Source organism: Enterococcus sp. LJL128 (assembly GCF_056924295.1).
On sequence record NZ_JBXPBP010000027.1, the window covers coordinates 1 to 21,320 of the forward strand.

Here is a 21,320-nt window from a genome sequence, read left to right on the forward strand (position 1 = left end):
ACATCTTGATTCCTCCTTTTGGATTGGTTCGCCAAATTAATTCTAAAGGATTTCAAGGTGTCTTTTCTATTGTTTTGGAAAATAAAAAAGATATTGGTGGAATTCCACCAACATCAAAAAGTATAGAACCAAAAAAACAGTTGATTTTGATGATTATTGTCAAAATTTGACTGTTTTTTTTAGATTTTTTCTCAGTGTATTTTCCTGATTCTCTTAATTTAAATACCATAAGTAATAAATTAATGTCGACATTTGGTTTATACTTATCAAAATCGGGATTTTGTTGTTAGAAAAATATTTTTTATATCAAGATATTAAGGAGAAATACAACTAATCGTTAATTTGTATTTCATTCAATATTTTATAACATGATCAAAACGATATTGCTATCCTTACTAATAAAAGATATGCTAAAATCTATAAACAAGCTATATTGTAGGGAGGGAATGTATTGTTTGATAAATTAAAGGAGTCAAAATTGATGTTCTGGTCTGTTGAGCTATTGGTTTTAGCAACGTTGATTTTTGTTTCCACAAAGATAAATTTTCTGTTTGAGCCAATCGGGACGTTTTTCTCAACGCTGTTTGCACCAGTTTTAGTTGCAGGTTTTCTTTATTATATTTTGAACCCATTAGTTAAACTGCTGACCAAACTGAAACTCAAAAGAATTTATGCTATTATGCTGGTTTTCATATTATTGATAGCTTCATTAATTCTAATTTTAGTTAGTGTGATACCAAGCTTAGCAAATCAGCTGGCTAGTTTGGCAGCTAGTATGCCTGATGTGTTCAAAAATATCGAAACCTGGGTATACCAGATGGCTGAGCTACCAATTTTTAAAGATTTAGATTTAACAAGCTATGTTGATCAGCTGGATATTTCATATGGCAATATCATTCAGCAGTTTCTGAGCGGGCTGTCAAGCAGTTTGGGCTCATTAGTGTCTACGGTTGCTTCAACAACAATTGTGATTGTTACAGCACCGTTTATTCTGTTCTATATGTTAAAGGATGGAGACCGGCTGGTTCCGGGAATTCAACGCTTTATGCCGGAAAAACGTAAAGCGGATATTGTTACACTGCTGGATAAGCTGGATAAAACCTTATCGAATTACATTAGCGGACAGGCAATTGAGTGTTTATTCGTCGGCACATTTACAATTATCGGCTATTCATTAATTGGTGTACGCTATGCCTTCCTTTTCGGTGTTATCGCTGGATTGACCAACCTTATTCCATATTTGGGACCCTATCTTGGCTTGGCACCAGCAGTTTTAGTAACCGTTTTTGATGAACCATTCAAGGCGTTGCTATGCTGTGTGGTGGTTTTAATTGTACAGCAGCTGGATGGAAACATTATTTATCCTAATGTAATCGGGAAAACATTGAAGATTCATCCACTAACAATTATTTTGATTTTACTTGTTGCTGGAAATATCGCAGGTTTATTAGGAATTTTTCTAGGGGTACCTTTTTATGCGATTTGCCGGACAATTGTTCTGTATGTCATAGAAATGGTTCGAAAGAGCAAAACAGAAGAGCGGACAGCCTTAGTTTTGGAGAATTCAAATGAGACGAAAAACAGTGGACAATGATTGAAATAATTGTCCACTTATGATACGCTTTTATCGTGACTACTGGGAAAAGTAGTCACGTTTTTTATCATCTTTTCCAGGGTTGGTATTTTCAGTGAGTTGGACATAAACGACCTCGGAAATAGTGATAAGAAAGTAAGCCCTTATGATTGGAAGAAGTTTGGTATTCCGGTTGATTTCACAACCTAGGATTAACAAGCAGCGGACCAGGAAGAAGGAGAGCCGCTATTCTAGCTGCTTTAGCAGTATAGAGATAGAGGACATCGAACCATGAAGAAGAAGGAGAGCCGTTATTCTAGCTGCTTTAGCAGTGTAGAGATAAGGGACATCGGACCACGAAGAAGAAGGAGAGCCGTTATTCTAGCTGCTTTAGCAGTGTAGAGATAAGGGACATCGGACCATGAAGAAGAAGGAGAGAACACAATTATGAACAATGCTGACCCCGAGAGTCAGTCGCTTATCGCACAAATTTTATTGCTTGTCGTACTAACATTAATCAATGCATTTCTAGCGGCGGCTGAAATTGCAGCGGTTTCTGTAAATAAGAACCGCTTGGAACAAAAATCAGAAGAAGGAGATACAAAGGCTAAGAAGCTGTTGAAAATTTTGGAAGATCCCAATAATTTTCTTTCAACAATTCAGGTAGGGATTACACTGGTAAACATTTTATCAGGGGCCTCTCTAGCAGATAACTTAGCAACCAAACTAGCACCAATTCTAGGTGGTGGTGCCTTTGCTAAAAATCTGGCGAGCATCATTGTTTTAGCTTTACTGACCTATGTATCGATTGTATTTGGTGAATTGTATCCGAAACGAATTGCCATGAATAAGTCGGAAGAAGTAGCGAAGTTTACTTCTGGACCCGTTCGTTTTCTGGGAATGATTGCCCGGCCATTTGTTTGGCTGCTTTCTGCTTCTACAGATTTAATTTCACGACTGACACCAATGAAATTTGATGATGGAGATTCTAAAATGACAAGGGATGAGATGCGCTATATGCTTGAAACAGAGGGCGTCTTGGAAAATGATGAGTTGGAAATGCTGCAGGGAGTTTTCTCATTGGATACAAAAGTAGCCCGTGAAGTAATGGTTCCCCGAACAGATGCGTTTATGATTAACATTGAAGACAGCGTAACTGACAACATCAACCTTATTCTTTCAGAGAATTACTCCAGAATACCTGTTTATAATGATGATAAAGATAAAATTGTTGGTGTCCTTCACACAAAGAATCTTTTAAAGGCTGCTCACAGCCAGGGGTTTGATCATCTTGATTTATTAGATATTGTGCAGGAGCCATTATTTGTCCCGGAAACTATTTTTATTGATGATCTACTGTATGAATTGAAGCGAACACAAAATCAAATGGCTATCTTATTGGATGAGTATGGTGGCGTTGTGGGTCTAGCAACATTGGAAGATTTGCTGGAAGAAATTGTTGGAGAAATCGATGATGAATCCGATGAGATTGAAAATCTCTATTCTAAAGTCAACGACCACGAATATCTGGTTCAGGGACGGATGCTGATTGATGAGTTTAATGAAGCCTTTGATACAGATCTTCACATGAGTGATGTAGACACGATGGCTGGTTATCTGATTACTGCTCTTGGAACAATTCCTGATGAAGGCGAGAAGCTTTCTTTTGACATTGGAAATATCACGCTTATTTCTGAAGAAATGGAAGGTGCAAGAATATTGATTCTGCGGGTGATTTTCCATGATGAAGAAGTGGTAGATGAAGAACCGGAAGAAGGGCGCCGTCTTTTCCGAAAAGATGTAGAAGACGATGAGCCAAGAAGATAAATAGGCATAAAAAGAGAGAGCCAGCAATTGTGGCTCTCTTTTCTTATGTAGTCAACGAGCATAGAAATAAAATGTTGCAAGACATGTGTGAAATAAACTGTTGCGCCAATAGATGTCACCGATTAAGGACTATAGCTTCTTCAACAAAAAAGATTACTTTGTTCATTCATTTTTTGTTTGCTGGACTTCTTTTAATGTTTGATACAGCTCAGTAAATTGCTTTTGATTATCAAGAGAGTATCTAAAAACAAAAGCTGGCAGTGAACAGTTTGGCGGCAAAAGATAAGAAGATGTGGCGATAATTAAATCAAAATCCGTACAATTATCGTTCAATGCATCTAGTTCAACAAATACCAGTTCATCAAGAAAATTAATCAGCTGCTGTGTTAGTAAATAATTGGACTCAGCAATCAAACCAATTTTTATAACTTTATTTTTCGTCATTGTTTCCCATGACGGGAATAAGAGCAGTGCTAGAGTGATTGATAAGGGTTTGACCTGCTCATTAAGCCAGCTAAAATGTTTTCTTTTGGCTATTTTTCTGAAAAAAGCTTTAAATGATTTATGCAGATCAAGAAAATATTTATTCTGCAGCAGACTGGAGCTCTTATTTAGTGTGAGAATTCCCGGCATTGATTTTTTTAAGACAGCAATTGGGAAGATGATATTTGCCACATTACCATAAAGAATTTTATGTTTTTTTTGAGTGAATCCGTAAACATCGGATAAATAGTCCCAGAACTCATTCAGCAATGTAGCAGCCTGATTATTTTCCCGCTTAAGATAATTTTCCAGAAACCTAAAACGTATATCCTCCTCATCATAATAATTTGGTGTGATTACAAGTAATAGTGCTGAAAACTGTGATTCTGCTTCAAGGACTTTTGCATCTGTAACAATCGGTTCTAGAAAGTCCTTTCCTAGTTCGACATCTGTGGGAACGTAAGAAGAGATTTTTGTTTTTTCCGTTAGGAAATAGCCATTAGTAATCCGCAAATAAATGATGTCCAGCATTAATTTAATTTGGATAGTGCCGGAATAGCTGTGGTGTTTTGGAAAGCATGAGCTTATATTATTTCGAATTTTTTCATAATCCAAGCGGATATCGGTATTCGGCAGATTCATACTTTGAGAGGTAAACCAAATTAGCGCATACAAAACAATGCGAATCAGCCGCTCTTCTCCAGTCAGCTTTAACTGAGAAATGTTTAGTTTAATATTGAACTGCTTAAAGTAGTCATTAAGCGGTTTCGCCTTTCTGATGACTGAGGCTTTACTCAAAAAATTTTTCCTGCAGAAATCATCCAAATTGTCTTTAGGATAGTAGACAACGGATAGAATGAGTAAATATGGAATACTTTGTGTTATTAAATACTGGTAATACTGATCGTAAGAAACTGAACGATCATAGTGAATCCCCTGATCAGTGATAAACTCGGCAGAGGTCTGTGTAAGATCATCAAGATCTTGTTGAATTAGTTCTAGAAGATACGAGACCCGGCTATAAGAATAATCCAGATTGCTTTCAAGGAAATTAATACTGTAATAATCATCCGGCAGCTTTGCCAGAAGATTAAACAAGGTCAGCTTCCTTTTCGTTATATCTTCCAGAATTAGCTCTTCAAACATGAAAAGTCCCTCCTTGTATTGTGTTATTCCAAAAATAATTCTGACAATTCGATTGGCTTTGTGTTGTCAAATAACTACTCCCCATACAAGTAACATGTCTAAAACAACTATGTGATATAACGATTATATATTATTTTGAAAGAAATTGCTTCACAAAATAAGTTTTTTATAATTTTGAAATTATGCCCTGTTCCATGATATACTACACTAGTTGAAATTTATTTATAGGAGAAACGCGATGTAAATCATAATTATTACTGCTGAAAAACAGAAAACATAGACAATTTTTGAAGAAGAATGGAGTTAAAATGTATATGAACAATCCAAATTTAAAAGAGCAGGTGGATAGCCGCCGTACGTTTGCGATTATTTCCCATCCGGATGCCGGAAAAACGACAATTACAGAGCAGCTGCTGCTCTTTGGCGGAGCGATTCGTCAAGCAGGAACAGTTAAAGGAAAGAAAACTGGGAATTTTGCGAAATCAGACTGGATGGAAATTGAAAAGCAGCGGGGAATTTCTGTAACAAGCTCTGTTATGCAGTTTGATTATGATGGAAAAAGAGTAAATATTTTGGATACACCTGGCCATGAGGACTTCTCTGAAGATACTTACCGAACATTGATGGCAGTGGATAGTGCAGTGATGGTTATTGATAGTGCGAAAGGGATTGAGGCACAGACCAAGAAGCTGTTTCAGGTTGTAAAAAAAAGAGGAATTCCGATTTTTACATTTATTAATAAGCTGGATAGAGATGGACGTGAACCTCTTGATTTGCTGGAAGAGCTTGAAGAAGTTTTGGAGATTGAATCTTACCCGATGAACTGGCCGATTGGCATGGGTAAAGGTCTAGAAGGACTGTATGATATCTATAATGAACGGGTAGAGCTGTACCGTTCAGAAGCACATGGGCAAGACAAATTTATCCCGCTAAAAGACGGTGAAATTCCTGATAATCACCCATTGAATGAAAATAATCTATATCATCAGGCATTAGAAGATGTGGAACTGCTTTTGGAAGCAGGGGATGCATTTGATGAAGGAAAAATCGCTCAGGGAAATCAAACGCCGGTTTTCTTTGGATCAGCCTTAACAAATTTTGGTGTTCAGACTTTCCTGGAAACATTTTTGCAGTTTGCGCCTGCACCCTATGCACATCGAACAGAGGATGGGGAAGAAGTCAGTCCTTATGAAGAAGAATTCTCTGGTTTTGTTTTTAAAATTCAGGCGAATATGAATCCGGCCCATCGGGATCGGATTGCTTTTGTACGTATTTGCTCAGGTACGTTTGAACGGGGAATGGATGTTACTCTTGAAAGAACCAGTAAAAAAATTAAGCTTAGCAATGTGACTCAGTTTATGGCAGATGCCAGAGAAAACGTTGAAGAAGCGGTTGCTGGAGACATCATTGGGGTCTATGACACTGGGAATTACCAGATTGGAGATAGTCTTTACGAAGGTAAGCTAAAGGTTAAGTACGAAGAACTGCCGTCATTTACGCCAGAGCTGTTTATGAAGGTTACAGCAAAAAATGTCATGAAGCAAAAATCATTTCATAAAGGCATGTATCAGCTTGTTCAAGAAGGAGCTATTCAGTTATACAAGACATATCTGACAGAAGAATATATCATCGGGGCAGTCGGACAACTGCAGTTTGAGGTTTTCCAGCATCGAATGATGAATGAATACAATTCTGAGGTGATAATGACACCAATGGGATCGAAAATCGCCCGGTGGATTAAACCAGAAGATTTGGATGAACGCATGAGCTCAAGTCGGAATATTCTGGCCAAGGACCGTTTTGATCAGCCGCTGTTCTTATTTGAAAACCAGTTTGCTATGCGTTGGTTTGCGGACAAATATCCAGAGGTCGAGTTAAGTAGTCTATTATAAGCAAAAACATCCGGCAGCTGTTGAGCTGCTGGATGCTTTTTTGTTTTAGTTCATTTCAGGAGCTTCTGATTAAAGCACCGGCTAAAGGAATTGAAATTTCTGTGATGCCCTTCAGTTCAATAACTTCTATCTTATCATTTTGAACCAATTCTTTCGGCAAGCGTTTCAAAAAGAATTTCAAGATTTCGTTGGCCTCGGCTTTTCTAATTGCCCGCTTTTGGTTCAGGATTAGAATCTCTACATGGCTTTCTGCTTCAGAGTAGACTACTGTAGTATTCCCTGCGGAATATACTTTGACAAATTGAGCGTCTGTATTTTCCAGCTGCTTATTTACCAAGTTTCTGTGACTGTTGGTAACATTAACTAATTTCATACATCTCACCTCTATTTCTTTCCTATTTTTCTTCGAAATATGTAAACTATAACGCACGTTAATTATAAATGGCTTTTTTTCAAATAAAAAGAATTATGCTTAAATTTTACCATAAAACTTGGGTCAAGTATAAAAAATTGGTTTATTTTTTTGTTTTTTTATCCATTTCCTTTAATTTGTAAAAAAACCCCAATCAGTCTTGTTTATGGACAGGTTGGGGCTTAGTATATTCTTTTCTAATAAACGGAGCTGTTATTCTTTATTTACTCAGTTTTTGTATCGACAGCATCATCTGCTTTAAGTTCTTCAGCAGCAGACTTTTGTGTTGTCACAATAATCTTGTCTTCATCTGTTAATTCAGCTGCTAGAGCTGTATCTTCGGGATGGTCCAAATAGTACTCTGCGATACCATCTTCTATTTGTTCCTGAATGGTCCGTCTTAATGGTCTAGCACCCATTGCAGGATCATAGCCAAGGTCAACGAGTTTTTCCTTCACCTCGATTGGCACCTCAATATGAAGCTTTTGCGGAGCCAATAGCTGGTTCACTTCGTTCAGCATTAATGTGACAATTTTCAACAGGTCTTCTTTGCTCAATGCACTGAATTCTACAATGCCGTCAAATCTGTTTAAAAATTCTGGTGTAAAGAAATTATTCAGCTGACCAAGGATAGAGCGGGTTACGCCTTCACGGGCAGCACCAAAACCGACATTAGCTTCAATTTTTCCGCTTCCGGCATTACTAGTCATAATGATGATAGTATCCTTGAAACTGACTGTTCGTCCCTGAGCATCTGTCAAACGTCCATCATCCAAAATCTGTAAGAACATATGCAGAACATCCGGATGGGCTTTTTCAATTTCATCCAATAGAATCAGACTGTAAGGATTCCGACGGACTTTTTCAGTCAGCTGACCGGCTTCATCATAGCCGACATAACCTGGAGGAGAACCAATCAGTTTTGATACACTGTGTTTCTCCATGTATTCACTCATGTCAAAGCGGACCATCGTATCTTCTGAACCGAATAATTCAAAGGCTAACTGTTTAGCCAGCTCAGTTTTACCCACACCAGTTGGTCCAACAAAAAGGAAGGAGCCAATTGGACGGTTCTTTTTGCCTAAGCCTACCCGATTTCTACGAATCGCTTTCGCTACTTTATCAACAGCCGCATCTTGCCCGATTACATTTGCTTTCAAATCATCAGACAGATTTTTCAGCTGTGTTTGCTCTTTTTCTTTCAGCTCGCCGACTGGAATTCCTGTCCGCTGCTCAACAATCGCTTCAATAACTTTTTCTGTGATAACCGGCATTTCATCATCGCTGACTTGTTTTTCCTTCATAACCTGCAGCTTGTTAATCTGATCACGGTAGTAAGCAGCTTTTTCAAAATCTTCTTCGGCAGAGGCTTGTTGTTTTTGCTGTTCTGCTTCCGCTAATTTCCGCTCAATGGTTTTTGGATCAGCAATCTGAATTGTTAGGTTCATTTTTGAACCAGACTCATCAAGCAAGTCAATTGCTTTATCAGGTAGAAAACGATCTTGAATGTAACGGTTGGAAAGATAAGCAGCAGCCTTAATCGCTTCATCAGTGTATTTCACATGATGATAATCTTCATAGCGCTTTTGAAGTCCTTGCAAAATTGCAATAGTTTCCTCTACTGAAGGCTCGTCTACACGAACTGGCTGCATTCTACGTTCTAATGCGGCATCTTTTTCAATAATCCGATATTCGGTTAATGTAGTAGCTCCGACCATCTGCAGCTCACCTCTAGCAAGTGCCGGCTTCAGGATATTTCCTGCATCCATATTTCCATCACCAGCTGCTCCGGCACCAACTAATTCATGAACTTCATCAATAAACAGGATAACATTTTCCGCTTGTTTGATTTCCTCAATCAATTTTTGCATTCTTTCTTCAAACTGACCTCTGATACCTGTTCCTTGAACAAGAGAAGCAACATCTAAGCGAATCACTTCTTTTTCAAGCAGCTTTTGAGGAACATCGCCATCGATTATTTTTTGGGCTAGTCCTTCTACAACTGCAGTTTTACCAACACCAGGCTCACCAATCAAAACAGGGTTATTTTTGGTTCTTCTGTTTAGGATTTCAATTACACGTTTGATTTCGTCATCACGTCCGACTACGGGGTCGATGTCGCCTTTTCTGGCAGCTTCAGTTATATTGATGCCATACTCGCCTAGTAAGCCGGAAGCTTGTCCTCCTCCTCGCGGCGGTTGTCCGTTAAAGCCGTTGCCATCGCCAAATTGTGTTGGCGGCGTCTGCTGACCTAAGCGGTCTCCCTGCTGCATTTGCTGAGAAAGAGAGCGGTATAAATCATCTAAGCTTCCAAAGCCAAACGGGTCCTGAGACATCGTAGGGGAAGTATTATTTGCTTGTGCTTTTAATTTTTGATAGCAGCTTTGGCAATAGTCCAGCTGTTTCCTTTGACCATTGACATTTGCATATAAGTGAATCGTAGCTTCATTTTGCTTACAGTTTTGACAAATCATCTACTAAAACACGTCCTTTCACTTTTAAAAGAAATCAGTCGAATAAAAGGTCAAAAAAACAACTGACCTTTATTGACCTTTGAGATTATTATAGCATGTTTTATTGAAGAATCAAGTATTTCAACTCGTTATGTATAAGTAATAAACCTTGCTAGAATCTCAAGTTTAGACAAATCAGCGGCTTTCATTTAAAATAATAGAGATTTCAAAAAGGGAGGTGGAAATTTCCTATGTTCGAAAACCCGTTTGAGGAACGAATTCAGCAGCTGAAAGAGGGGGAAATCAGCGAAATAGTCGTTGAGAGAAACGATTTCAATCTATTCAGAGAGGCCTGGAAAGTTCTTCCTGATCGGACTAAAATTATCGGGGAAGCTGGGCTGAACGGAGAAATTATTTACCGATTCGTTAAATAGTTTGAAAAGGTTTACGTGATTCCTTAAAAAATCGTTGAAAACAGTTGTAACAATATCAAAAAAATGGTAATCTTAAAAATTGAAAGGGTTGTTCCAAAGGCGCTTTTGTGTTGTTAAGAAAACCCTAACATAAAAAAATATTTTACTTACGAAGGAGACCGATTCATATGGAAAAGAAAGACTTTCACGTTGTAGCAGAAACAGGGATTCACGCACGTCCAGCTACATTACTAGTACAAACTGCAAGCAAATTTAACTCTGATATTAACTTAGAGTACAAAGGTAAATCAGTTAACCTTAAGTCAATCATGGGAGTTATGTCTCTTGGTGTAGGCCAAGGCTCTGACGTAACTATCACTGTAGACGGTGTTGACGAAGCGGACGCAATTGCTGCAATCGTTGAAACAATGAAAAAAGAAGGATTGTCTGAATAATGTCTGAGATGCTTAAGGGAATTGCCGCAAGTGATGGTGTTGCAATTGCTAAAGCCTATCTTCTTGTACAACCAGACCTTTCTTTCAGCAAAACTTCTGTAGAAGATACTGCAGTTGAAGAAGCTCGTTTAGATGATGCATTAGCAAAATCTACAGTAGAACTTCAGGCTATCAGAGAAAAGGCAGCACAAAGTCTTGGTGAAGAAGAAGCACAGGTTTTTGATGCACACTTAATGGTTTTGGCTGATCCGGAAATGATCGGACAGATCAAACAAAATATTCAAGATAACAAAGTAAATGCTGAAGCCGGTTTGAAAGAAGTTACTGATATGTATATCGGTATGTTCGAAGCAATGGACGATAATGCGTACATGCAGGAACGTGCTGCTGATATCCGCGACGTAGCAAAACGTGTTTTAGCACATTTACTAGGGGTAACTTTACCAAACCCTTCAATGATCAACGAAGAAGTAATCGTCGTTGCTCATGACTTAACTCCAAGTGATACAGCTCAGTTGGATAGAACGTATGTAAAAGCCTTTGTTACCGACATTGGCGGACGTACATCGCATTCAGCGATTATGGCTCGTTCACTGGAAATCCCTGCAATCGTGGGAACAATGGAAATCACTGCTAAAGTTAAAGCCGGCGACATTTTAGCTGTTAACGGTATTGATGGAGATGTGATTTTAGATCCTACAGATGCAGAAAAGGCTGACTTTGAAGCTAAAGGGAAAGCATACGCTGACCTGAAAGCCGAGTGGGAAAAGCTGAAAAATGCAAAAACAGAAACTGCTGACGGCAAACATTTTGAGTTAGCTGCCAACATTGGTACACCAAAAGATTTAGAAGGTGTTCATAATAATGGCGGTGAAGCGATTGGTTTATACCGTACAGAATTCTTGTATATGGATTCACCTGATTTCCCAACAGAGGAGGATCAGTACGAAGCATATAAAGCTGTTCTTGAAGGCATGGATGGCAAGCCGGTTGTTGTTCGTACGATGGATATCGGCGGAGACAAAGAGCTTCCTTACCTGCAGCTGCCTCATGAAATGAATCCATTCTTAGGTTACCGTGCATTGCGTATCAGCTTATCTGAACAAGGAGACGATATGTTCCGTACACAAATGCGTGCGTTGCTTCGTGCTTCAGTTCATGGTAATCTGCGAATCATGTTCCCAATGGTTGCTACTCTGAAAGAATTCAGAGCAGCGAAAAAAATCTTTGATGAAGAAAAACAAAAATTAGTAAGTGAAGGAAGCACAGTTTCTGATACGATTCAAGTTGGTATCATGATTGAGATTCCTGCAGCAGCAGTGATTGCTGACAAATTTGCTAAAGAAGTTGACTTCTTCAGTGTTGGAACAAATGATTTGATTCAGTATACAATGGCTGCTGACCGTATGAATGAACGAGTTTCTTACTTGTACCAACCATATAACCCATCAATTCTACGTTTGATTAAAAACGTTATTGATGCAGCACACGCTGAAGGAAAATGGGCTGGTATGTGTGGAGAGATGGCAGGAGATCAAACAGCTGTACCTCTATTAGTAGGTATGGGACTGGATGAATTCTCTATGAGCGCAACATCAATCCTGAAAACTCGCAGTTTGATGAAACGTTTGGATACTACTAAGATGGCTGAACTAGCGGATCGTGCTCTTAACGAGTGTGATACTATGGAAGAAGTCGTTGAATTGGTTGAAGAATACACAAAATAAGTCATATTTAAATCATTACCTAGACAGATTCACTCTGACTAGGTAATGATTTTTTGTATTCAATTAGAGCGATTTTTAAGATTCAACACAATAAAATTTTATTAAAATGATTTATTCTTAACAAATAACTAATCTTCTTGCTGTATAGTGAAAACCAGTAAAATTTTTAGGAGGACTACTATGAAACGTAAACAAAAAATCAGTGCAATCGCTTTGGCGATGCTTTTATTATCTGTCGGTTTATATAACGGAAAAACGGCTTTAGCAACAGAAGAAAGTACTGGAGCAGCAACAGAGAGCTCAAGTACGACTGAGACCTCCAGCAGCTCTGAAGAAGCGCTGCAGATTAATGCTGTTGCATTGGGAAATGCTCTGACAAAGGAACAGCAGGACTACACACTGGAGAAGCTTGGTATAAAAGGAGAAACCCCAATCTATACAACTAATGGTCAGGATTTGATGAGCTTTATTCCCGATGGGGGATTCAATGCGGAATGGGCTGTTTATAGTTCTGTGCGTATGGAGACGGAGCAGAAGGGCTCGGGGATTACTGTGGATATTGCCACACCTGAGAATATCACTAGAATTACTGCTGCACAGTATCAAAATGCCGCTTTAACAGCAGGAATTTCTGATGCGAAACTGACAGTTGCTTCGGCCGTGCCAATCGACGGTTCCGGCGCGTTAGCCGGCGTCTATAAGATTGTTGAAGAATCAGGCGGAATAATCAACAGAGACCGTGTAGAGGTCGCTCAGGACGAAATGGACGTACTCTCTAAAATCACTGAAGAAAATAAAGAAAAGGACGGCTATACAGATGAAGCGTTAAATGCTGCACAGGAACAAGCCAAAACGGAATTGGCAGCTAAAACAGCCGATGGTCAGACGTTAACTCAAAAAGATATCCAGGAAGCTGTAGAAAAGGCTTTGAAGAGTCAAGGAATAGAAGATGTGATGACCTCAGATCAGGTAACTGAGTTGACTACCTTAATGAGCGACATGAAAGACAAGAATATTTTTGAGGATTTCGTAGGAGAACTGGACTTAACCAAAGCTAAGGAACAGCTCCAAGAGAAATCAAAAGGTGTGTGGGAGCATATTAAGAGCTTCTTTACTGGGATTTGGAACGCTATTACTGGCGGGGAATAGCAAGCCTAATTAAGCTCAATGAAGTGAAGAACAAAGTAGATATATGGCTGCAGAGGTTGTTACAAAAGTGTTCAGCTCCGAGAAAGCTGCTTTTGGAATACCGTTTATTCGGTTTTAGGGATGTCAAAAGTCTGGGATTTTGTTTATGTCCCGGACTCTTTTTTTCGGATAAAACGGCAGCTGGATAATTGGTTTTAATACGGAATAATTGCTGACAAAATCAAAATATGCTTCAATAGGATGAAAAGCATCGGAGGAGTAGCAATGACATTGAATTATCAAGATATTGAAAATGCTGTGAATCAAGAGGAAAATGCAGGAGGTTTTGCTTTGTTGATTCAGCGCTTTAAGAATCTAGGGGTCAAGCGATATGATTACTTTGTAGAAGAAGGAGTCTACCGCTACTATGATGAAAATTCAACTATCTATTTGCGAATGAACGGTGTTGCTAAAACTGTTGCAGAACAGCCTTCAGCTTCAGGCATAAAGGCAGCTGTGACAAAGGCTCAGGCAGGTATGATTGATTTTGAGGGCTTCTGTCAGATCGCCGGAAAAGCGGGGATTAGTTATTGGATAACTGATTTAGAGCAGATGGTAGTTTCTTATCGGGATGTTAAAAAAAATGAGATACTAGCTGAGCCGATTCCGCTGATTACTGAACAATAATTGAAGAATTGTCTTGAATCATAAAAAAACAGAAATTCTTCTGATGGATATCATCTAAAATATTTACATTTATCCAGTGATAGTGTACTATTTAAAGGTATGCATAAAGCAAATATGATGTATAAATAATGTTATTCGGAGGGAATTTAATGTCTGCGAAATGGGAAAAAAAGGGCACGAATGATGGTGTGTTAACTTTTTCAATCGATAGCCAAACAATCGAAAAAGGCTTAGTACAAGCTTTTAACAAAGTGAAGAAAAACCTGAATGTTCCAGGTTTCCGTAAAGGGAAAGTATCTCGTCAAGTATTTAACCGTATGTATGGTGAAGAAGCATTGTACGAAGATGCATTGAATGCTGTTTTACCAGAGTCATATGAAGCAGCGGTAAAAGAAGCAGCTATCGAACCAGTTTCTCAACCTAAAATTGACGTTGAAAGCATGAATAAAGGTGAAGACTGGGTTATCACTGCAGAAGTAACTGTAAAACCAGAAGTAAAACTTGGTGAATACAAAAATCTGACAGTTGAAAAACAAGACCGTGAAGTAACAGAGGAAGATGTTGATGCACGTTTGAAGCGTGAACAGGAATCTCTAGCTGAACTGGTTATCAAAGAAGATGAAGCAGCTGTAGACGGCGATACTGTAGTTATTGACTTTGAAGGCTTCAAAGATGGTGAAGCATTTGAAGGCGGAAAAGGTGAAAATTACGCTCTTGAGTTGGGTTCAAACTCATTTATTCCTGGCTTTGAAGCACAGCTGGTAGGTAAAAAAGCCGGTGAAGAAACAGAAGTAAAGGTTACTTTCCCAGAAGATTACCAAGCTGAAGATTTAGCTGGTCAAGATGCTGTATTCAATGTTAAAATCCATGAAGTGAAAGCAAAAGAATTACCTGAACTGGATGATGATTTTGCAAAAGATGTAGATGATTCAATTGAAACATTAGCTGAGTTGAAAGAAAAATACCGTACAGAGCTGACTGATGCTAAAGTAGCAGCTGCTGAAGAAGCGAAAGATGAAGCAGCTATTCGTTTAGCCGTTGAAAATGCTGAAATCGTTGATTTACCACATGTGATGGTGCACGATGAAGTTCACCGTTCGATGGATGAATTCCTAAACAACATGCAGCGTCAAGGAATCGCTCCTGATATGTACTACCAGTTAACTGGTACAACTGAAGCAGACCTGCATAAGCAGTTTGAAGGGGAAGCGGAAACTCGTACAAAAACCAATCTTGTGATTGAAGCAATTGCAGATGCAGAAGCTATTGAAGTATCTGAAGCAGATATTGAAGCTGAAATCAAAGATTTGGCTGAACAATACAATATGCCGGAAGATCAAGTTCGCCGTGTGCTGACTGAAGATATGCTGAAACATGATATCCGCATGAAGAAGGCTGTTGAAGTAGTAACTGAAACAGCGACTGAAAAATAAACCAGGTATGCTGAATTGAAAATGAGGTCGGGCTTCGTCCGGTCTCATTTTTTGTTTCATTCATACAAGTCAGCATAAATAGCATAATCGATAACCGTATGCTATAGTTTAATTATGTAGTTTTGCTTGTACAAGTTGTTTCGGCACATTTAATTATTTGTTATAGTACTTTTTTGAAACAGATCGATAGACTAAACAAAACCAATGAGATAGTCACTGTCTGATAGAGATTGCTATCGATAATTTACTAACTAATGATGAAGGAGGGGATAGAATGAAAAAAACTGGAAAAATGTACATGATGGCTCAATTGAGAAGCAGCTCTTCTGAAGAATTAACAGAGCTGTTGAAAGACTGGCTAAGTTTTATAAGAATTCTGACAGATCCCCAATACTATCGGATAGACGATGATGATACACAGCCGTTTGATTTATTCGCAATCAAGGATCGATTTGAACAATTGACAGAAAAGGATAATCTCTGGCTGAAGCTCCACGCAGATGGTGGAGAATTTCAAATACATGTTTCCGGTTTATCTATCATGGAGCGAAATATTCTTGATGCTGAGGTATTCTCAAAGTATCAAGGAATGATAGAGAACTATTGTGACACTAGAATGGAAAAATGTGGTATTTACGGGTATGTACGCTCTTTGGATGAGTATCTTTACAATAATGTAGAACGTCCGGATAAACGTGATTTTGAGACTGCAGACGAGCTTAGGCAGCTGCCGAAAAGATACAACAATAACAAAGAAGTGGTTGTTGACTGCAATCAGCTAGCCGGCTATGATATATTTTTTAAAGGTCTTTGTCTGACTTCTTGTTGGAAAATGTATTACTCCAGCTTGTATTATCAGATTATTCCCAAACAAATTTTTCTGGAAGTACAACGTGTCCAGACGATTGAAGAATTGAAAAACGATGTAGTGAAAATCTCATTGTTTATCAATCCGTTCAAATGGGATGCAGAGGTCAATCAAGATTTTCAGCAATTCTATAGAGAACAGATTGGCGTGGATCAGCTGGTTTGGAATAACGGCGTAGGAATCCTGAAGGCACCGGTTATTGAATTTGCTTTTATTGACCAGGTTGTTCAGACTGTTCAATATCAGAACGATCAGCTCCAGCCTGTTGAAAAGAAGAAGGCTACTTTTTTTGTAACACGCAGCAGCGATTACCTGCGGAATCTTTATTCAGAAAATCGAACAAAGGGGATTTTAAATGTTCAGGCATACTTCCCTTGGATTGATCATCCTGGTAAGAAAATGATGAACTACCGTGTAGTTAATCCTGAATTGGCTCTGGATAAAGGTGTTTCAGCATATGAATTCTACATAAGACAATATCTGGAAATCAATGTAGTAGACGAGAAATATGAATCTTACTTAGCAGTTTTGCGCTTTTACTTGCCGGATGATGCGCTTAAAGAGCTTCCGTTGGATGAGCTTCAGCATAGATTGTTTGATGCGAATATCAGTAATATGAATCAGAAAGAAGAAGCTGTGTATTTTGATTTGAAAAAAGCAGAAAATCATCTGAGAGTAGCGTTTTTAAGCGCAGATCAGTTAGATCCGGATGAGTTAAGTCTTGTACACAGAGAAGAATAATTACATGATTAGAGATAAAAGGCTAGGATAAAAGTGCTTTATTTTAAGAAATAGACCGTTTATTTGGATTTAGGCAGACTAAGGGTTTGGGAATTTGTTATTATCCCAAACTCTTATTTTTTTATTTATTTATATTATGAGTATTTTATTTGGGAGGTTTCCCAAGTTGGTTTCGTGATTTGGCTAAGGTCAATTTGAGTTTACTAAGCAGACTTTATATAATAAAAGTGAGCTTGTCTGAGAAAATTTTGTAAAGCAGCATTTTTATCGATTATTATGAATGAGGCTGGCTACTAAAACTTGCAAATATGGCAAGAATGTTAAAAACTTGATAATTTAAAACAGGAAGAAGAGGATTTGATGACAAAGAACATTTTGATAGTAGACGATGATAAAGAACTTTGTCAGCTCTTGAAAAGGCAGCTACAGCTGGAAGGCTACCATGCAGTCGTTAGTTATGCTGGTCAAGAAGGTTTGACTGCGTTTCGTAAAGGTCATTTTTCTCTAGTTTTACTGGACGTAATGCTGCCGGATAAAAGTGGTTTTGAACTGTTGACAGAGATTAGAAAAACCAGTACAGTTCCAGTTTTGATGCTTACAGCAAGGGATTCCGAGATAGATAAGGTATCTGGACTACGCATGGGGGCTGATGATTATTTAACGAAGCCTTTTCTGCTTAACGAGCTGATTGCCAGAGTTCAGTCGCTGATTCGCAGGTATACAGTTTTCAGTCAGCCGGATGAAGGAGAACAGCTGCATTTTCCTGGTCTTATACTAGATTATTCTAAGCGGCAGGCCAAGCTGAATGATTCTCTGCTGCGGCTCACTGCAAAAGAGTTCGAGCTGCTCTATTTTCTCGCCTCTGAACAGGGACGGGTTTACACAAAAGAACAAATCTATACCTATGTGTGGAAGGGGACTTATGCTTACGACGACAGCAATATTATGTCGTTCATTAGTAAACTGAGGAAGAAAATCAGAAATGAACAGCTCCAACTTGATTATATTGAAACGGTGCATGGTATTGGCTACAGATTTAACCCGGAGGTATAAGGATGATTTTATATACTATGTTGATTGGCTTGTGCGCAATTATCGTGCTTCAGTACCTGGCATCTGGAAAAACGAAGAAACAGCTAGCGGCTATTTCTGAAACACTGGATGATGTGGCAGCTGGTAATCTTGACCGCAGATTATACGCTTGTGAAGGGGATATAACGAGTGAAGTCGTTTATAAAATCAACGAAGTTGTTATTCAAGCTAAGATACGGGCGGTAGAACTAGACAAAGCGGAAGCAGCTTATAAAAAGCTGGTTACAGGTCTATCTCATGATATTCGGACGCCGTTGACTTCATTAATGGCTTATTTGGATGTTTTAAGCAGTGAACCTCTTTCACATGAACAGCAGCAGCTTTTTGAAACTGCTAAAAATAAGGCGATACATTTAAGCAAGTATGTAGAGACACTGTTTGAATGGTCCAAGTTGGAATCTGGCGAAGAGGTTTACACGTTTGAAAAGGAAAATTTGAGTGAATATACCAGACAGGTAATAGCGGATTGGCTGGCAGATTTTGAGGCTGGAGGACTGCAGCTGCAGTTTGACATTCCTGAAGAGCCCATTTTCATATGGACAGACAAGACAGCATATCATCGGATTTTGAGCAATATTTTTTCCAACATCCTTCATCACAGCGAAGCAAGCTGCTTGTCTCTATCAATCGGCAATCGTTCCGATTCAGTTGTAATAAAAATATCAGATAATGGAGTAGGTATAGCGGCAGAAGAACTGCCGCATATTTTTCAAAGATTATATAAATGCGATAGTGCCCGTTCCGTTCATAGTAACGGCTTGGGACTTTCAATTGCGCAGGAGCTTGTTTATAAATTAGCTGGGCAGCTTTCTGTCGAGAGTGAGCAGGGGACAGGGACGACCTTTAGTATCGTATTTTCAAAAAATATGATTAAGTCATGATTTCAGCAAGGTTTTAACAAGGTGTGTTTGCTATGATTTGGTTGAAGGGAGGAAAAACAATATGGAAAAACCTCTTGTACTATCAACAAGTCGTCTTACCAAAAAATATGGAGATCAGGTAGTTATAGGCGGTATTGATATGTCTGTGAAAAAAGGTAGAATTTATGGTCTCATAGGAAGGAATGGTGCAGGAAAAACAACAATAATGAAAATGATTCTAGGCTTGACGGCTGTTTCATCGGGGGATATCTGGTTGTTTAACCAGCCGCTTAAACAGAATGAAGAAAAACTGTATCCAAGAGTTGGTTCAATCATTGAAACGCCTTGCTTTTACGCACATCTAACAGGCACAGAGAATCTGAAAATATTTGCCCGGCTTCGTGGAACGATTAGCAAATCTGCAGTAGAACAGGCATTGACAGTGGTGGGACTGCCTTTCGAGGACCGAAAACCCTTTTCAGCGTATTCTATGGGGATGAAGCAACGGTTAGGAATTGCTAATGCTATACTGAATGACCCAGAGCTTTTGATTCTTGATGAACCGACCAATGGACTTGATCCAATTGGAATTGCTGAGATGCGCGTCTTTTTAAAAGACTTGAGCCGAGAACAGGGCAAAACTATTATTATCTCCAGTCATATTCTTTCAGAAATTACTTTGCTTGCGGACGATATAGGGATTGTTCATAACGGTGTTTTACTGGAAGAATGCTCAGTTACTGAGTTAGAAGAACGGGCAGTAGAGTATATATTGCTAAAGACAGAAGATATAAAGAGGACTGTTTATCAGTTGGAAAACGAGCTTGGCATCGAGAAATATACTGTTGAAGAATCTGGTTTTATCAAAATATATGATAAAAAAGTCTCTATTTCTTTTATTGGGAAAGCGTTGATTGATAATGGGATAGGTATCACCCATCTGGAGCAGAAAATCAGTAATTTAGAAGATCATTTTAAGCTGCTTACAGGAGGTAGTATTAGTGGATAATGTACTAGCTGCTGAACTGCGAAAGGTTAAGAAAAATAGAATGATAGGTATTGGGTTTCTGATTGTTTGTGCAGTTCCTGTACTGTTTATATTGAAAAGCCTGTTGATAGATGAAACCCTCTTTTCATATCAAGAATGGATGCAAGGCATTTCGATGTTCCTCTACATGATTTTTCCAGTGATAAGCGGACTCGTCATCACTCAGCTGATTCAAAAAGAATATGAAGAAAAGACAGTGATTAATAATTTGACTGCTCCAGTGAAGCGTAGTTATTTTATTGCAGCGAAGCTTATTGTTTGGGCTATCTGGTATCTTTTGACGCTGGCATCAACAGTTCTAATTACCATAATCGGCAGCTTTTTATTCTATGACTCAAGTATAGTTAGTCAAGGCATATCTTTAGTTTGGACAGGTCTTGTAAAAACTGGGGCTTTTAGTTTTGCAGCTTTCATGCCGGTATTGTGGATAGCTGTCAAACAAAGAACACTCTTTTATCCAGCGATTCTGTTCACCTTATTGTTTACCGGACTTCAGGTAGCTGGATCACAAATATCTCTGGAGATGCTTCCATTAGGAAGTGTAGTTCCTTGGTCAGCTGTCAGTATCTTACAATTGATAGACGACGGAAGTATTTACTGGTATGTGTGTCTGGCTTCAATTGTGATATCAGGACTTTTAGGCTGTCTGCTGGCTATTTGGACATTTAAAAGACAGGATTTATGAGTAGGGAGGATTTGGGATGAGAGAGGAAAATGCTGATAAGCAGACACCCCTCATAGAAAAGGATAGTTCTTTCCTTTTCGGGAAAAAAAACGAAGATAGATGAAACTATGTTTTCTCTTTTCTAAAAAGAAAAGACCATCGTTGTTTTATCTCTACGCTACTTTTCTTTACTTAAAGCTGCGTTCTTCAAGGTTTTTCTTTAGTTTTTTCCTTTTAACGATACTTATTAAAATAGGGGCTGTGACATTAGTATGCCTCAGTCCCTTAAAACCGGATAAACGGTGTTTCAGAAGTAACTTCTTCGACAATAAGGCGGAAATTCGCAAAAATTTGTAGAACAATTTTCGGAATTTCCGCCTTATTGCTTGAAGCTGAACACTTCGGCACTGACCCCCAA

17 protein-coding genes are annotated in these 21,320 nt (G+C 38.6%); 14 read left to right on the plus strand and 3 right to left on the minus strand.

What is annotated here, in order from left to right; all coding sequences use genetic code 11:
* Positions 1-481: 481 nt before the first annotated feature.
* Together AC1Z3K_RS18315 and AC1Z3K_RS18320 are read left to right on the plus strand one after the other, a co-directional pair.
* Positions 482-1,594, plus strand: coding sequence for an AI-2E family transporter (locus AC1Z3K_RS18315; protein WP_461733545.1), 1,113 nt, complete (start codon positions 482-484; stop codon positions 1,592-1,594).
* A gap of 426 nt (positions 1,595-2,020) precedes the next feature.
* Entirely contained in the window at positions 2,021-3,400 is a 1,380-nt protein-coding gene (locus AC1Z3K_RS18320) for a hemolysin family protein (RefSeq protein ID WP_426083361.1), read from the plus strand.
* A gap of 162 nt (positions 3,401-3,562) precedes the next feature.
* On the opposite strand, the gene AC1Z3K_RS18325 is transcribed toward AC1Z3K_RS18320, so the two are convergent.
* Positions 3,563-5,029, minus strand: coding sequence for a helix-turn-helix domain-containing protein (locus AC1Z3K_RS18325; protein ID WP_426083363.1), 1,467 nt, complete (start codon positions 5,027-5,029; stop codon positions 3,563-3,565).
* Between the two features lie 314 nt (positions 5,030-5,343).
* Here AC1Z3K_RS18325 and AC1Z3K_RS18330 point away from each other — a divergent pair, with 314 nt between their 5' ends.
* Positions 5,344-6,921 (plus strand): peptide chain release factor 3, encoded by a 1,578-nt coding sequence (locus AC1Z3K_RS18330; protein WP_461733537.1) that lies wholly within the window; start codon positions 5,344-5,346, stop codon positions 6,919-6,921.
* 55 nt (positions 6,922-6,976) lie between these two features.
* Here the strand turns inward: AC1Z3K_RS18330 and AC1Z3K_RS18335 are convergent, their stop codons facing one another.
* Together AC1Z3K_RS18335 and AC1Z3K_RS18340 are read right to left on the minus strand one after the other, a co-directional pair.
* On the minus strand, positions 6,977-7,294 hold the full coding sequence (locus AC1Z3K_RS18335) for a DUF1827 family protein (protein WP_426083367.1): 318 nt from the start codon (positions 7,292-7,294) through the stop codon (positions 6,977-6,979).
* Positions 7,295-7,557: 263 nt separating this feature from the next.
* On the minus strand, positions 7,558-9,807 hold the full coding sequence (locus AC1Z3K_RS18340) for an ATP-dependent Clp protease ATP-binding subunit (protein WP_426083369.1): 2,250 nt from the start codon (positions 9,805-9,807) through the stop codon (positions 7,558-7,560).
* Between the two features lie 230 nt (positions 9,808-10,037).
* Between AC1Z3K_RS18340 and AC1Z3K_RS18345 the strand changes: the two genes are divergently transcribed.
* The 11 genes from AC1Z3K_RS18345 (at position 10,038) to AC1Z3K_RS18395 (ending at position 20,923) form a co-directional block, all read left to right on the plus strand.
* Positions 10,038-10,220 carry a hypothetical protein gene (locus AC1Z3K_RS18345; protein WP_426083371.1) on the plus strand — a complete coding sequence of 61 codons (183 nt, stop codon included), beginning with the start codon at positions 10,038-10,040 and terminating at the stop codon, positions 10,218-10,220.
* Between the two features lie 167 nt (positions 10,221-10,387).
* Complete coding sequence (locus AC1Z3K_RS18350; RefSeq protein WP_086349025.1) at positions 10,388-10,654, plus strand: phosphocarrier protein HPr; 267 nt, start codon at positions 10,388-10,390, stop codon at positions 10,652-10,654.
* Entirely contained in the window at positions 10,654-12,381 is a 1,728-nt protein-coding gene (ptsP, locus tag AC1Z3K_RS18355; RefSeq protein WP_461733538.1) for a phosphoenolpyruvate--protein phosphotransferase, read from the plus strand. The genes AC1Z3K_RS18350 and ptsP overlap by 1 nt, the downstream gene beginning before the upstream one ends.
* 180 nt (positions 12,382-12,561) lie before the next feature.
* Positions 12,562-13,530 (plus strand): DUF1002 domain-containing protein, encoded by a 969-nt coding sequence (locus tag AC1Z3K_RS18360; protein ID WP_426083375.1) that lies wholly within the window; start codon positions 12,562-12,564, stop codon positions 13,528-13,530.
* A 264-nt stretch (positions 13,531-13,794) separates the two neighbouring features.
* Positions 13,795-14,196 carry a DUF1398 family protein gene (locus tag AC1Z3K_RS18365; RefSeq protein ID WP_461733539.1) on the plus strand — a complete coding sequence of 134 codons (402 nt, stop codon included), beginning with the start codon at positions 13,795-13,797 and terminating at the stop codon, positions 14,194-14,196.
* 149 nt (positions 14,197-14,345) lie between these two features.
* Positions 14,346-15,629, plus strand: a complete 1,284-nt coding sequence (gene tig / locus AC1Z3K_RS18370) for a trigger factor (protein WP_426083378.1) — start codon at positions 14,346-14,348, stop codon at positions 15,627-15,629.
* A gap of 274 nt (positions 15,630-15,903) precedes the next feature.
* The gene (locus AC1Z3K_RS18375; protein WP_461733540.1) at positions 15,904-17,238 is read left to right on the plus strand and encodes a hypothetical protein; all 1,335 of its coding nucleotides are present in this window, start codon (positions 15,904-15,906) and stop codon (positions 17,236-17,238) included.
* A gap of 360 nt (positions 17,239-17,598) precedes the next feature.
* Entirely contained in the window at positions 17,599-18,291 is a 693-nt protein-coding gene (locus AC1Z3K_RS18380) for a response regulator transcription factor (protein ID WP_461733541.1), read from the plus strand.
* 2 nt (positions 18,292-18,293) lie between these two features.
* Positions 18,294-19,211, plus strand: coding sequence for a sensor histidine kinase (locus AC1Z3K_RS18385; protein WP_461733542.1), 918 nt, complete (start codon positions 18,294-18,296; stop codon positions 19,209-19,211).
* 61 nt (positions 19,212-19,272) lie between these two features.
* Positions 19,273-20,199: an ATP-binding cassette domain-containing protein gene (locus AC1Z3K_RS18390; protein ID WP_461733543.1), complete on the plus strand. Its 927-nt coding sequence runs from the start codon at positions 19,273-19,275 to the stop codon at positions 20,197-20,199.
* Complete coding sequence (locus AC1Z3K_RS18395) at positions 20,192-20,923, plus strand: ABC transporter permease (protein ID WP_461733544.1); 732 nt, start codon at positions 20,192-20,194, stop codon at positions 20,921-20,923. Before AC1Z3K_RS18390 ends, AC1Z3K_RS18395 begins: the two co-directional genes overlap by 8 nt.
* The last annotated feature ends 397 nt before the right edge of the window (positions 20,924-21,320 follow it).